Source organism: Pseudomonas sp. NPDC089569 (assembly GCF_050280625.1).
In the GTDB taxonomy this organism is placed as follows: Bacteria; Pseudomonadota; Gammaproteobacteria; order Pseudomonadales; family Pseudomonadaceae; genus Aquipseudomonas.
This window is the reverse complement of the sequence record NZ_JBNNVQ010000014.1, coordinates 53,782-67,395: the sequence shown is the minus strand read 5'-3', so window position 1 is coordinate 67,395 and position 13,614 is coordinate 53,782. Positions and strand designations below refer to the sequence as shown.

Genomic DNA, 13,614 nt, shown 5'->3' with positions numbered 1-13,614 from the left:
GCAATAGGGTGGTTCAGACCGCGACCCTGTGGTCCGCGAGCCCCGGGCTGCTGACACGATAAATGCCGATCTCACCTAACAGATTAGGCCAAAGCTTGCTGACCCACCCATGCCGATGCTGTTGATCTACGGCAAGCCGATCAATGACCTTGGCTTCACGTTCACGGCACAAGGCTTCAAAGTCGGCGAAGGTGCAGAAGTGAATGTTCGGTGTGTTGTACCAGGTGTACGGCAGGAACTCGGAAACTGGCATCCGGCCTTTGCTGGCCAGGTACCAGCGGCAGCGCCAGTGGCCGAAATTCGGGAACGTGATGATGCACTGGCGACCGACCCGCAGCATTTCGTCGAGGATCTTGTCCGGATAGTGCACCGCTTGCAGGGCCTGGGTCATGACCACGACGTCGAAACTGTTGCTGGCAAAGTTGCCCAGGCCCTTGTCCAGGTCCTGCTCGATGACGTTGATGCCCTTGGTCATGCACGCGGCGATGTTGTCTGCGTCGTTTTCCAGGCCGTAACCGGTGACCTGCTTGTTGTCGCGCAGCCAGGCCAGCAGCTCGCCGTCGCCGCAGCCGAGGTCGAGCACTCGGCTGCCGGCGGGGATCCATTCCTGGATGATTTCCAGATCAGCTCTCATGGCTATCTCACAACGTAATGCGGTTCATGTAGTTGCCGAATGCCTGCAAGTAGCGCGGGATCGGAATCAGGAAGGCGTCATGGCCCTGCGGCGCGTCGATTTCCAGATAGGAGACGTCTTTTCTGGCCGCCATCAACGCATCCACCAGTTCCCGCGAGCGGGCCGGGGAGAAGCGCCAGTCGGTGGTGAACGACATCACGCAGAACTTGGCGGTGGCGCCGGCAAAGGTTTTCGCCAGGTCGTCGTCGAAATTGGCCGCCGGGTCGAAGTAGTCCAGCGCTTTGGTCATCAGCAGGTAGGTGTTGGCGTCGAAACGCCCGGAGAACTCCTCGCCCTGATAGCGCAGGTAGCTTTCCACCTGGAACTCGACGCTGTGGAAGTCGTAGTTGAGCTTCTCGCTCTTGAGTCCGCGACCGAATTTCTCGCCCATGGAGTCGTCGGACAGGTAAGTGATGTGCCCGACCATCCGCGCCAGCATCAGCCCGCGCTTGGGGATCACGCCCTGTTCCTGGAACGAACCGCCGTGGAACTCGGGGTCGGTGAGGATCGCCTGACGCGCCACTTCGTTGAAGGCGATGTTCTGTGCCGACAGTTTGGGGGCGGAGGCAATGGCCAGGCAGTGACGGATACGGTCAGGGTAAGTGATGCTCCATTGCATCGCCTGCATGCCGCCCAGGCTGCCGCCGATCACGGCTGCGAATTGAGCGATGCCCAGGCGGTCGGCCAGGCGTGCCTGGCTGTGCACCCAGTCTTCCACGGTCAGCACCGGGAAGTCGGCACCGAACGGCTTGCCGGTTTCGGGGTTGATACTGCTCGGGCCGGTGGAGCCGTTGCAGCCGCCGAGATTGTTCAGGCTGACCACGAAGAATTTGCTGGTGTCGATTGGCTTGCCGGGGCCGATGCAACTGTCCCACCAACCGGGCTTGCGGTCATCGGGGCTGTGATAGCCGGCGGCATGGTGATGACCGGACAACGCGTGGCAGATCAGCACGGCGTTACTCGCCGCGGCGTTGAGCGTGCCGTAGGTTTCGTAAATCAGGTCATAGGCCGGAAGCGAACGACCACAGGCCAACGCCAGGGGTTCGCTGAAGTGCGCCACTTGCGGCGTCACCAGACCAACAGAATCGGGGGGAAAGGCAGCTGGCATCGACCCTGCTCTCGTTGAAATGAGGCGTAAGTCTAAAGACCGCTGGGGTTAGCGGCAAGCAAAGGCCGGGCCTGATTTGATTCAGTTAAAACCAGGTGTTGCATTCGCGGGCAAGCCTCGCTCCTACAGGGTTACGAATGCCCGTAGGAGCGAGGCTTGCCCGCGAAGAACGATGACGCGGTTCAGATCAGGCCAAACAACTCGCGCGGCATCAGCGCGTAGTAGGCAAGGCGCGGAATCAGCCAGCTTTGCAGCAGCTGCAGCGCGATGAACGCGAAGATCGGCGAGATGTCGAGGCCGCCCAGGTTCGGAATGATCCGGCGAAACGGCGCCAGCACCGGTTCAGTAATCTGCTGGACCAGTTCCGCAGCGGGGTTATGGCTGCCCGGAGCGACCCAGGACAGGATCACACTGATGATCATCGCCCAGAACAGGATCTTCAAGAACAGCGCGAAGATACCGATCAGGGCCCAGGGTGCCAGGAACAGCAAATTGACCTGGTAACCACTGAGCAACAGGATGACCGCGAACAGCGCCATTTGCACCAGCAGGGCCAGTACCAGCGACGACATGTCCAGTCCGAACAGGCTCGGGATAACCCGGCGCAATGGCTTGAGCAGCGGTTGAGTGGCTTTCACGGCGAACTGGCTGAGCGGGTTGTAGAAGTTCGCCCGCACCAGTTGCAGCAGGAAGCGCATGAGCACGATCAGCAGATACAGGCTGCCCAGGGTTTGAATCACAAAAATGGCAGCGTCATTGAGTCCGAGCATTATTGATTCCTTTGTGAGAACGGTTTAACGACCGAGCTGCTCGGCCATCTCGGCCGAACGATGCGCAGCGGCGCCCAGCGCCTGTTCGACCAGTGCTTCGAAGCCATTGGCCTGGAACGATTTGATGGCCGCTTCCGTGGTGCCCGCAGGAGAGGTGACGCGGCGACGCAATTCCGCGGCGTCGACATCACTGCTCACCGCCATGTGTGCGGCGCCCAGGGCGGTTTGCAGAGTCAGTTGGGCGGCGACGTCCGCAGGCAGGCCGAGTTTCACGCCCGCGGCGGTCATGGCCTCGATCAGCAGGAAGAAATACGCGGGGCCCGAGCCGGACACCGCAGTGACGGCGTCCAGTTGCTGTTCCTCGTCCAGCCACAAGGCAACGCCGACGGCCGACAGCAGCTCCTGGGCTTGCTGGCGTTGTTCGGCGCTCACTTGCGCGGTGGCGAACAGACCGCTCACGCCCTGGCGCAGCAGCGCCGGCGTGTTGGGCATGCAGCGCACGATCGGTTGGGCGCCGAGCCAGTTGTTCATGCTGGCGCAAGTGATGCCCGCGGCAATCGAAACCACCAGTTGCTCGGGTTTCAGGCTTGGGCGAATGGCTTCGCAGACCGCTTTCATCGCCTGGGGCTTGACCGCCAGTACGACCACATCGGCGCCCTGGATGGCCTGGGCATTGTCGGCAAACACTTCGATGCCATGCTCGGCGCCCACGCGTGCACGGGTTTCTTCGCCCGGATCGCTGGCGCGGATCTGCGTGGCATCCAGGCCCTTGGCCCGCAAGCCGCCAATCAGGCTGGCGGCCATGTTACCGGCACCGATAAAAGCTATACGCGTTTTGCTCATGTCAGGTCCTTATCTAAAGGTGTGTCGGCCAAGGTCAAGGTTGACCGTAATCTCTGGCGCCAAACAAGGCCGTTCCGATGCGGACCCAGGTGGCGCCCTGGGCGATGGCCGATTCAAGATCGTGGCTCATGCCCATGGAAAGTGTGTCGAGTGGCAGGTTCAAGTCGGCTTGCAGGCGTTGTACGGCAGCGAAGGCGGCATCCTGGGCGGCGCGATCTTCCGTCGGCTCGGGAATTGCCATCAACCCGCGCAATTTCAGGCGCGGCAGGGCGCTGATGGCCTCGGCCAGGGCCGGCAAGTCGGCCGGGGTGCAGCCGGATTTGCTGGCTTCGCCGCTGACATTGACCTGGATGCAGATATTGAGTGGCGGCAGATCGGCGGGACGTTGTTCGGACAGGCGTTGTGCGATTTTCAAGCGATCCACGGAATGCACCCAGTCGAAATGCTCGGCGATGGCGCGAGTCTTGTTCGATTGAATGGGGCCGATGAAGTGCCAGATCAAGGGCAGGTCGGCCAATTCGAGCTGCTTGCCCAGAGCTTCCTGCAGGTAGTTCTCGCCAAAGTCGCGCAGGCCGGCGGCATAGGCATCGCGCAGGTCCTGAGCCGGTTTGGTCTTGCTCACCGCCAGAAGCTGAACGCTGTTTTCTTCGCGTTTGGCGGCGAGTGTTGCAGCTTTTATGCGCGAACTAACGTCGAGAATGTTGTCTGCTATGGTGGACATCAAGAGGAACCAGCGGTCTGAAGGTTCGCGGCATTCTACTGGAATTGAGGTGCGCTATGGATATCACTGAATTGCTTGCCTTCAGCGCCAAACAGGGGGCATCCGATCTGCACCTGTCCGCCGGCCTGCCGCCCATGATTCGCGTCGACGGCGATGTGCGGCGCATCAACCTGCCAGCCCTGGATCACAAGCAGGTGCAGGAACTGCTCTACGACATCATGAACGACACCCAGCGGGTGGATTTCGAAAAGCATCTGGAAACCGACTTTTCCTTCGATGTGCCTGGCATTGCGCGCTTTCGGGTCAACGTATTCAACCAGAGCCGTGGCGCCGGCGCAGTGTTGCGCACGATTCCGTCCAGGATTCCGAGCATGGAAGAACTGGGTATGGGCGAAGTGTTTCACAAAATGACCGACGCTCCGCGCGGTCTGGTGCTGGTGACCGGGCCGACCGGGTCCGGCAAATCCACCACGCTGGCGGCGATGATCGACTACCTGAACGCCCATCGCCATCACCACATCCTCACTATCGAGGATCCGATCGAATTTCTTCACGAATCACGCAAATGCCTGATCAATCAGCGCGAAGTCCATCGCGATACCCGCAGCTTTGCTGCAGCGCTGCGCTCGGCCCTGCGTGAAGATCCGGACGTGATCCTGGTGGGCGAAATGCGGGATCCGGAGACCATTCGCCTGGCGCTGACCGCCGCGGAAACCGGGCACCTGGTGTTCGGCACGCTGCACACCACGTCGGCGGCGAAAACCATCGACCGCATCGTCGATGTGTTTCCGGGGGACGAGAAATCCATGGTGCGCTCGATGCTTTCCGAATCGCTGCTGGCGGTGGTGTCCCAGACGCTGGTCAAGAAAATCGGTGGTGGGCGCGTTGCAGCGCACGAAATCATGCTGGGTACGTCGGCAATCCGTAACCTGATCCGTGAGGACAAGGTGGCGCAGATGTATTCATCGATTCAGGCGGGCGGGTCGCTGGGGATGCAGACGCTGGATATGGCCTTGAAGAATCTGGTGACCAAGGGCTTGGTCAGTCGTGATGTGGCGCGGGAAAAGGCGCGCTCGCCAGATAGCTTCTAGAAGGGGAAGGTTGCTGATCGTTCCCACGCTCTGCGTGGGAATGCAGCACGGGACGCTCCGCGTCCCTCAAGAGCCGAACGCAGAGCGTCCGTTGAGGCATTCCCACGCGGAGCGTGGGAACGATCGGTCTTAGCGCTGGGCAACACGCATCTGATGAGGTTCTTTCGGCAGAACCCGCTTGGCAACCACGTAGTGGTTTTCCCAGTACGGTTTCTTCAAGGTGTCGATGCTCACCGATTTGCCACGGCGAGGCGCGTGGATGAAACGGTCGTTGCCCAGGTAGATGGCAACGTGATTGACTCGACGGCTCTTGATGTTGAAGAAAATCAGGTCGCCTGGCTTCAGGTCGCTGCGATCGACTTTCTCGCCATGACCGCTGGCCATGGCATTGGAAGTGCGTGGCAGGTCAAACGTGGCGTCGTTGAACGCGTATTTCACCAGGCCGCTGCAATCGAAACCTTTGCTTGGGCTGCTGCCGCCCCAACGATACGGTGTACCGAGGACATTGACGGCGCGGCTCAGCACATTGCTGCTTTCCTTGGCAGCCATCGGCGGAACCAGGCCGCTTTTGTTGCTGCTCAATTGTGGAGCGTGTTTTGCTGACTTCTTGCTTTTGCTCGATGGAGCAGAAGCATGGGATTTTGGGGTGTAACCATTAACGTTAGGTAAACGTTGCTCACGATTGGTGGCGTGAGCGGCCAGTGGCAATAATAGGCAAATGGTTAGCCATGTCTTGAAAAATGGACGCATAGGCAAGGCTCGTGTGGGTTAGCGCGCAACTTTATAACAGCTTTTTTTGCGCTTCCGAGGCCGTTGGTCGATCAACCTTGGAGTCAACGGAACCAAACAAGCGGCAAATTGACGCAATTGTCGGACAGAAGTCAGGCGCTAGAAGGGTTTGACGCGAAAGAAGGTAGCACTTGCCGTACGTCGGGTGCTCGTAAAGAAGTCACAAAGAATTCAAAAATATTTATCTATCGTGTGATTCGAGGTCATCCATGAACACCTATCAATCCCATCAAGACACCCATAGTAAAGTTATCGGTTACTTGCTGTGGATTTTCGGTTTTACCGGGGCTCATCGCTTTTATTACGGCAAACCTGTGACCGGTACGATCTGGTTCTTCACGTTCGGACTGCTGGGGATTGGCTGGTTGATCGATCTGTTTCTGATCCCTGCCATGGACCGTGAAGCAGACCTTCGGTTCACTGCCGGGCCGATCGAATTCAACGTGGCGTGGATACTGCTGACATTCCTCGGGGTATTCGGTGTGCACCGGATGTACCAGGGGAAATGGATCAGTGGGCTGCTCTATCTGTTAACGGGCGGGTTGTTCTTCGTGGGTGTGCTGTATGACTTCTGGACGCTCAATGACCAGGTCTCCGTGCGCAATGCGCAGAACAGAGGCACTTTCCAGTAAGCCATCGCTGGCAAGCCAGCTCCCACAGGGATCACTCAATCCTGTGGGAGCTGCGGTGCGACGATTCGACTTGCCGATCGTTCCCACGCTCCGCGTGGGAATGCAGCCCGGGACGCTCCGCGTTCCAATAGCGGTCGCAGAGCGTGGAAACGATCGGCGGGTGGTTACGCCTGGTGACTGATCCGCCCATCCACCAGGGTGTAGCGCACCACACCCGGCAGGCTATGGCCGATGAACGGGCAGTTTTCACCCTTCGACAACCAGGTTTCGCCGGCCACGGTCGACGCCGCAGGGTCGAACAGCACGATATCCGCCGCGCCCCCCACCGCCAAAGTACCCGCCGGCAGGCCGAGCGCTTCGGCTGGGCCGGCACTCAGACGTGCCAGCAACGTCGGCAGGTCCAGCAAGCCGTCCTCCACCAGCGTCATCGCCAGCGGCAGCAGCAGTTCAACGCTGCTGATGCCAGGTTCGGTGGCGCCGAAGGGGGCCAGTTTGGCGTCCCGCTCGTGGGGTTGGTGATGGCTGGAAATGGCCGAGATCACCCCGGACTTCACGGCCTCGCGCAGGCCCTCGCGGTCGGCGCGGGTACGCAGCGGCGGCTGCACGTGATAGAGGCTGCTGAAGTCGATCAGTGCTTCGTCGGTCAGGATCAGTTGGTACAGCGCCACATCCGCCGTGACCTTCAGGCCGCGGGCCTGGGCCTGGGCGATCAACTGCACGCCGCGGGCGCTGGTGAGCTGGCTGAAGTGCGCACGCACACCGGTTTGCTCGACCAGCAGCAGGTCCCGGGCCAGGGCCACGGTTTCGGCGGTTTCCGGAATGCCCGGCAAGCCGAGGAAGCTCGCCGTCGGGCCTTCATGGGCCAAGCCGCCATCGGCGAGGTCATGGTCCTGAGAGTTGAATATCACGGTCAAGTCGAAGGTTGCCGCGTATTCCAGCGCCCGGCACAGGGTGCGGGTATTTGTGAAGCTCTCCAGGCCGTTGCCGAAGGCCACGCAACCGGCATCGCGCAGCGCAACCAGTTCGGCAAGCTGTTCGCCCTCCAGGCCTTTGCTCAGGGCGCCGATCGGAAACACTTTGGTGTTGCCGGCTTCGCGGGCACGGTCGAGGATCAGCTCGGCCACGGCCGAGGTGTCCAGCACCGGTTTGGTTTTCGGCGGGCAGCACAGGCTGGTGATGCCACCTGCGGCGGCGGCACGGGTTTCGCTGGTGATCGAGCCTTTGCGGCTATAACCCGGCTCGCGCAGGGCGACATTGAGGTCGACCAGGCCGGGGGCGGCCACCAGGCCTTGGGCGTTGATGGTGTCTACCGGCACAAAGCCGGCCGGTGCGGCGCCAATGGCGACGATCTTGCAGGCTTCAATATGGATATCGGTGGTTTGATCCAGGCCGCTGGCCGGATCAATGACGCGGGCGCCGAGAATGCTGAGCTTCACTGAACGTTCTCCTGCTCGAATTGGCGTTGCGCTGTCTGCCCGCTCATGGCCATGGACAGAACGGCCATGCGTATCGCGATGCCGTAGGTCACTTGATTGAGGATCACCGAATGCGGGCCGTCGGCCACCGCCGACTCGATCTCCACACCGCGGTTGATCGGGCCTGGGTGCATGACGATGGCATCGGGTTTGGCCCCGGCCAGGCGCGCGGTGGTCAGGCCGAACAGGCGGTAGAACTCGCCTTCGCTTGGCAGCAGGCCGCCGGTCATGCGTTCACGCTGCAGGCGCAGCATGATCACTACGTCGACGTCCTTGAGGCCTTCGGTCATGTCGGTGTAGACCTTCACGCCGTATTGCTCGATGCCGATCGGCAGCAGGGTTTTCGGCGCGATCACGCGGATATCCGGGCAACCCAGGGTTTTCAGGGCCAGCATGTTCGAGCGCGCAACCCGCGAGTGCAGGATGTCGCCGACTATGGCTACCGACAGGTTTTCGAAGCCGCCCTTGTGGCGACGGATGGTCAGCATGTCGAGCATGCCCTGGGTCGGGTGGGCGTGCCGGCCGTCGCCGCCGTTGATGATTGCCACCTGCGGGCAGACATGCTCGGCGATGAAGTGCGCGGCGCCGGAATCGCCGTGGCGCACGACGAACATGTCGGCGGCCATGGCTTCCAGGTTGCGCAGGGTGTCGAGCAGGGTTTCGCCCTTGCTGGCCGACGAGGTCGACACGTTCAGGGTGATCACGTCCGCCGACAGGCGCTGGGCTGCCAGTTCGAAGGTGGTGCGGGTGCGGGTGGAGTTCTCGAAGAACACGTTGCACACGGTTTTGCCGCGCAGCAACGGGACCTTCTTCACCGCCCGGGCGCCGACTTCAAGGAAGGAGTCGGCTGTATCGAGGATTTCCGTCAACAGCTCGCGGCGCAGGCCGTCGAGGGAGAGGAAGTGGCGCAGCTGGCCCTGATCATTGAGCTGCAGCGGGCGCTTGGTTTCTATAGGCGTCATCGCAAAGGGGACTCTCAATAGGGCGGATTAAAGGGCGAGGTCTTGCAGTTCGAGCGCAAGCTCAGGTCCGGACAGCTTCACCCGTTCGTGGGCCGCCAGTGACAGGGTCGCGCCCAGCACGTTCGGCCGGATCGGCAGCTCGCCGGCGTCCAGGTCCAGCAGGCACACCAGCGTCACGCTGGCCGGGCGACCGTAATCGAAGAGCTCATTCATGGCTGCACGGATGGTCCGCCCGCTCATCAATACGTCATCGATCAGCACCAGATGCTGGCCTTCGATTTCGAATGGCAGGGCCGAAGGGCGCACTTGCGGGTGCAGGCCGTTCTGGCTGAAGTCATCGCGGTAGAAGGAAACGTCGAGGGTGCCCAGGGGTTCATCGCTGCCCAGTTCCTTGAGCAGGGCTTGCGCGACCCAGACGCCACCGGTGCGGATACCGATGTAGCGCGGTTCGCTGATGCCTCGGTGTTTCAGGTGGGCATTGAGACGTATCGCCATCTGGCTGATCAGTTCGGCGGGGTTGGGCAGGCTCATGTTTGCTCCTTCTTGGACCCGGCCGTGCAGCGCTTGGGGTGGCTCGGGTTGTAGCTAAAAGAGACAGGCTCTTCAGGATTGGGTGCGTCAGGATTGGAACAGTGCGCCGTTTTCGTCCAGCCAGCCCTGCAACAACAGGGCGGCGGCGATGGCGTCGACCGGATTGTCGCGATAGCTGCCTTTCTGACCGCCACGGGCCATGCGTTCACCCTTGGCTTCGAAGGTGGTCAGGCGTTCATCGTGGGTGTAGAAGGGCAGGTTGAAGCGGCCGTTCAGGCGCCGGGCGAACTTCTCCGCGCGGGCGCACATTTCGCTGGGGGTGCCGTCCATGTTCAAGGGCAGGCCGACCACTACGGCGTCGGGCTTCCATTCTTTCATCAAGGCATCGACCTGATTCCAGTCGGGAATGCCGTTCTGCGCCTTGAGGGTACACAGCTCGCGGGCCTGGCCGGTGATCACCTGGCCGACAGCAACGCCGATCTGCCGGGTGCCATAGTCAAAACCCAGAATCAGCCGCAGTGCCATCAGGCGTGCCCCGCCTGACTGGTGAGCAGGCTGAGGTTGATCCCCAGATGCCTGGCCGCGGCTTCCAGACGCAGCTCGCTGCTGGTGTTGAACAGGATGTCGGCGTCGAACGGGCAGGTCAGCCAGGCGTTCTGGGCCAATTCGGCCTCCAGTTGCCCGGCTTCCCATCCGGCATAACCGAGGGCGATCAGGCTCTTGCCCGGACCGACGCCATCGGCAATGGCGAACAGCACATCCTGGGACGTGGACAGGGACAGCTCGCCTTCGAGGTCGACAGTCGCCTGATAAGTCTGCCCGCTGGGGTGCAGGACGAAACCACGATCGGTCTGAACCGGCCCGCCGATGAAGATCGGTACATGCTGGCAGAGGGCAGGCGGCTCTATTTCAGGGCGCAATTGCTCGAGGATATCGGCCAGATTCAGGTCTTGCGGACGGTTGACCACCAGCCCCATGGCCCCATTGGCCGTGTGCTCGACGATGTAGGTCAAGGTGTGCGCAAAGTTCGGGTCGACCATGTGTGGCATGGCGATCAGGAAGTGATGCTTGAGGTAGCTGGGGCTGACGTTTTTCATGAGCGCTAGTGTGGCGTTCGAGGGACGAACTGACAAGCTGGAGATGCACCGCAAATCCCGCAAACAACGGGATTCGTGTAGGAGCGAGCATGCTCGCGATGGATGCCAGAGCACCGCGGGGTGTCAGGCCGCCAGCGATATCGTTGACGTCCATCGCGAGCGTGCTCGCTCCTACAGGGGGTGGTCATCAATTACTGGACAACCGATCCCCGCGGGCAAATTTCCAGGTGCGGATGATTTCCAGGCGGTCGATGTCCGACAAGTCCCCGGTGAACGGCGCAAAAGGTGCCGCCAGTCTGACAATGCGCTGCGCCGCCTGATCCAGCAGCGGTTGCCCGGAGGATTCGAGCACCAACACTTCATACAGCGAACCATCACGGTTGATCGACACCATCAGGCGCAAATTGCCGTAAATCTGCTTGCGTCGAGCTTCCTCGGGGTAATTGAGGTTGCCGATGCGCTCGACCTTCTTGCGCCATTCGTCCTTGTACCAGGCCCCCTTGTCGCGCATGGTCGAGGCGGCGCTCAGGCGGTGGATGCGTGGACGCTTGGCGTACTGCTGTTGTTCGTTGGCCAGTTCCGCTTCAAGACTGGCGATGTCGCTGGACAGTTGCTCGCTGTCGAACGTCGGTGCCTGGAGCTGGGGCTTGACCTCGGTCTTGGGCTCCTCGGTCTTGGCCGGGGCCTTTTTCGGTTTCGGTGCGACGGTGGTCACGGCAGCCTTCGGCGGGGCTTCCTGCACCTCGGGCTTGGCGGCCGGTGGTGGCGTGACTTTTTGCACCTTGTTGTCCTGGAAGGGCGCGACCTCGGTGGTCTTGGGGATCGCCTTTTTATCCAGGGTGCCGCTGCCTTGCTGATTTTCCTGAGCCAGAAAATCGGCCTTTTCAGGCTTCTTTTCGCTTTTGAAGGTGGCGAGGGTGATTTCCAGGGTTCTGCTGATCTGCTTGGGCTCGACCATCGTGAAGCCGACACCCAGCAGCAGCGCCAAGTGCACCAGCGCTGCCAGGAACAGGGTAAAACCAAGGCGATCGGCCGGGCGCACGCCACGGTGGGCGAGTTCGGCGGGCAGATCGGACGGGAGGGTCATGTCAAGGAAACCAACATCGCGTTTTCACAGGCCGCGCATGATAACGCAATGTTGGTTTGGCTTATCAACGAGCCTTTAGCTTCTGATCGATGGCATCCATCAACATGCCGCCGATGTCGGTGCCGAAGGCGTTATCGATCTCGCGGATGCAGGTCGGACTGGTGACGTTGATTTCCGTCAGATGCTCGCCGATCACGTCAAGGCCGACGAACAGCAGGCCTTTCTCGCGCAGGGTCGGGCCGACTTGTGCGGCGATCCAGCGATCCTTCTCGGTCAGTGGGCGAGCCTCGCCACGACCGCCGGCGGCAAGGTTGCCGCGGGTTTCGCCTTGGGCCGGAATGCGCGCCAGGCAGTAATCCACCGGCTCGCCGTCGATCATCAGGATGCGCTTGTCGCCATCCTTGATCGCCGGCAGATAGGCCTGCCCCATGATCTGTTGGGCGCCGAGGGCGGTCAGGGTTTCAAGGATCACCGACAGGTTGGGGTCGCCGGCGCGGTGACGGAAGATCGAGGTACCGCCCATGCCGTCCAGCGGCTTGAGGATCACGTCACCGTGTTTGGCGGCGAACTCACGCAATACGTCGGCACGGCGGCTCACAACAGTGGGTGGCGTGCACTGGGGGAACAGCGTTGCGAACAGTTTTTCGTTGCAGTCACGCAAGCTTTGCGGCTTGTTGACCACCAGCACGCCGGCGCTTTCGGCTTGCTCCAGCAAGTAGGTCGAATAGACGAACTCCATGTCGAACGGAGGATCCTTGCGCATCAGGATCACATCCAGATCGCTGAGCAACGTGTCCTGTTCGGCTTCCAGTTCGAACCATTTTTCCGGGTTGGCGAACACTTTGAGTGGACGCATCCGCGCCCGGGCCTGGCCTTCGGCCTGGTACAAGTCACGCTGCTCCATATAGAACAGTTCCCACCCACGCTTTTGCGCGGCCAGCAACATGGCCAGCGAGCTATCCTTTTTATAGGAAATGCTGGCGATTGGGTCCATGACAATCCCGACGCGAACGCTCATTGGGTTTTCCTCGAAAAATGGGGGCTGATGTCGACCTGAACCCTGTAGGAGCGAGCATGCTCGCGATGGTCGTCAACGATAACGCTGGCGGCCTGACACCCCGCGGTGCTCCGGCTTCCATCGCGAGCGTGCTCGCTCCTACAGTAGAAGGTCGGCCAAAAGGACACGAAAAAGTGGCCACAGAGTGGCGCCGAGTGTGTTCCCGGTCAAGGAAAAACCGCCTCGAAGACCGGCCGATAGATTGGTATTGGAGACTGTGCTAAAAAGACTGCCAAGTTGTACTAACCCTTGAGCATCAAGGGTTTTGAGCCCGCAAATGGACAAAAAGATTCGTAAAGGCGACGGTGGCGCAACTATGGAACGACATCCCAGCGCCTTGAAGGTCATGGTGATCGATGATTCGAAAACGATCCGCCGTACCGCAGAAACGCTGCTCAAGAATGCAGGTTGTGAGGTCATCACGGCCATTGATGGTTTCGATGCCCTGGCCAAGATTGCCGACAATCACCCCGGCATCATCTTTGTCGACATCATGATGCCGCGCCTGGATGGCTATCAGACCTGCGCCTTGATCAAGAACAACAGTGCATTCAAGTCCACGCCGGTGATTATGCTGTCGTCCAGGGACGGGCTGTTCGACAAGGCCAAGGGGCGCATCGTCGGCTCCGACCAGTTTTTGACCAAGCCTTTCAGCAAGGAAGAACTGCTGAACGCGATCCAGGCCCATGTTCCGGGCTTTGCCGCTGTTTTGCCGCAGTAAGACACGAACAGTGACGCTCGGCCAGCGGGCCTTGCGTCGACAAGAATGGGGAAGACC

General features: G+C 60.8%; 16 protein-coding genes. 3 read left to right on the top strand and 13 right to left on the bottom strand.

The annotated features are described in order from the left end of the window. Positions 1-13: 13 nt before the first annotated feature. From metW to ACQKP2_RS09405, 5 genes are all read right to left on the bottom strand, one after another. Positions 14-634, bottom strand: a complete 621-nt coding sequence (gene metW / locus ACQKP2_RS09425; protein WP_427576004.1) for a methionine biosynthesis protein MetW — start codon at positions 632-634, stop codon at positions 14-16. A gap of 7 nt (positions 635-641) precedes the next feature. Next, on the bottom strand, positions 642-1,781 hold the full coding sequence (gene metX, locus ACQKP2_RS09420; RefSeq protein WP_427576003.1) for a homoserine O-succinyltransferase MetX: 1,140 nt from the start codon (positions 1,779-1,781) through the stop codon (positions 642-644). A 182-nt stretch (positions 1,782-1,963) separates the two neighbouring features. Beyond that, positions 1,964-2,551 (bottom strand): YggT family protein, encoded by a 588-nt coding sequence (locus tag ACQKP2_RS09415; protein WP_427576002.1) that lies wholly within the window; start codon positions 2,549-2,551, stop codon positions 1,964-1,966. A 24-nt stretch (positions 2,552-2,575) separates the two neighbouring features. Further along, positions 2,576-3,394 carry a pyrroline-5-carboxylate reductase gene (proC, locus tag ACQKP2_RS09410; RefSeq protein ID WP_427576001.1) on the bottom strand — a complete coding sequence of 273 codons (819 nt, stop codon included), beginning with the start codon at positions 3,392-3,394 and terminating at the stop codon, positions 2,576-2,578. 34 nt (positions 3,395-3,428) lie between these two features. Continuing rightward, entirely contained in the window at positions 3,429-4,115 is a 687-nt protein-coding gene (locus ACQKP2_RS09405; RefSeq protein ID WP_427576000.1) for a YggS family pyridoxal phosphate-dependent enzyme, read from the bottom strand. Positions 4,116-4,171: 56 nt separating this feature from the next. Here ACQKP2_RS09405 and ACQKP2_RS09400 point away from each other — a divergent pair, with 56 nt between their 5' ends. Continuing rightward, positions 4,172-5,206 carry a type IV pilus twitching motility protein PilT gene (locus ACQKP2_RS09400; protein WP_427575999.1) on the top strand — a complete coding sequence of 345 codons (1,035 nt, stop codon included), beginning with the start codon at positions 4,172-4,174 and terminating at the stop codon, positions 5,204-5,206. Positions 5,207-5,335: 129 nt separating this feature from the next. Here the strand turns inward: ACQKP2_RS09400 and ACQKP2_RS09395 are convergent, their stop codons facing one another. Further along, positions 5,336-5,956 (bottom strand): C40 family peptidase, encoded by a 621-nt coding sequence (locus tag ACQKP2_RS09395; RefSeq protein WP_427575998.1) that lies wholly within the window; start codon positions 5,954-5,956, stop codon positions 5,336-5,338. Between the two features lie 248 nt (positions 5,957-6,204). On the opposite strand from ACQKP2_RS09395, the gene ACQKP2_RS09390 reads away from it, so the two are divergent. Beyond that, positions 6,205-6,627: an NINE protein gene (locus ACQKP2_RS09390; protein WP_427575997.1), complete on the top strand. Its 423-nt coding sequence runs from the start codon at positions 6,205-6,207 to the stop codon at positions 6,625-6,627. Between the two features lie 164 nt (positions 6,628-6,791). On the opposite strand, the gene ACQKP2_RS09385 is transcribed toward ACQKP2_RS09390, so the two are convergent. The 7 genes from ACQKP2_RS09385 to gshB form a co-directional block, all read right to left on the bottom strand. Then, a complete protein-coding gene (locus tag ACQKP2_RS09385; protein WP_427575996.1) occupies positions 6,792-8,063 on the bottom strand; it encodes a dihydroorotase in 1,272 nt (423 codons plus the stop codon). Then, positions 8,060-9,064: an aspartate carbamoyltransferase catalytic subunit gene (locus ACQKP2_RS09380; RefSeq protein WP_427575995.1), complete on the bottom strand. Its 1,005-nt coding sequence runs from the start codon at positions 9,062-9,064 to the stop codon at positions 8,060-8,062. Before ACQKP2_RS09380 ends, ACQKP2_RS09385 begins: the two co-directional genes overlap by 4 nt. Positions 9,065-9,091: 27 nt before the next feature. Then, positions 9,092-9,595, bottom strand: a complete 504-nt coding sequence (gene pyrR / locus ACQKP2_RS09375; RefSeq protein WP_427575994.1) for a bifunctional pyr operon transcriptional regulator/uracil phosphoribosyltransferase PyrR — start codon at positions 9,593-9,595, stop codon at positions 9,092-9,094. Between the two features lie 87 nt (positions 9,596-9,682). Beyond that, a complete protein-coding gene (ruvX, locus tag ACQKP2_RS09370) occupies positions 9,683-10,120 on the bottom strand; it encodes a Holliday junction resolvase RuvX (protein ID WP_427575993.1) in 438 nt (145 codons plus the stop codon). After that, positions 10,120-10,692 (bottom strand): YqgE/AlgH family protein, encoded by a 573-nt coding sequence (locus tag ACQKP2_RS09365; RefSeq protein ID WP_427575992.1) that lies wholly within the window; start codon positions 10,690-10,692, stop codon positions 10,120-10,122. The genes ruvX and ACQKP2_RS09365 overlap by 1 nt, the downstream gene beginning before the upstream one ends. Before the next feature lie 187 nt (positions 10,693-10,879). Continuing rightward, positions 10,880-11,779: an energy transducer TonB gene (locus ACQKP2_RS09360; RefSeq protein ID WP_427575991.1), complete on the bottom strand. Its 900-nt coding sequence runs from the start codon at positions 11,777-11,779 to the stop codon at positions 10,880-10,882. A 64-nt stretch (positions 11,780-11,843) separates the two neighbouring features. Next, positions 11,844-12,797, bottom strand: coding sequence for a glutathione synthase (gene gshB / locus ACQKP2_RS09355; RefSeq protein WP_427575990.1), 954 nt, complete (start codon positions 12,795-12,797; stop codon positions 11,844-11,846). A gap of 355 nt (positions 12,798-13,152) precedes the next feature. Between gshB and pilG the strand changes: the two genes are divergently transcribed. Then, on the top strand, positions 13,153-13,557 hold the full coding sequence (pilG, locus tag ACQKP2_RS09350) for a twitching motility response regulator PilG (RefSeq protein WP_427576028.1): 405 nt from the start codon (positions 13,153-13,155) through the stop codon (positions 13,555-13,557). The last annotated feature ends 57 nt before the right edge of the window (positions 13,558-13,614 follow it).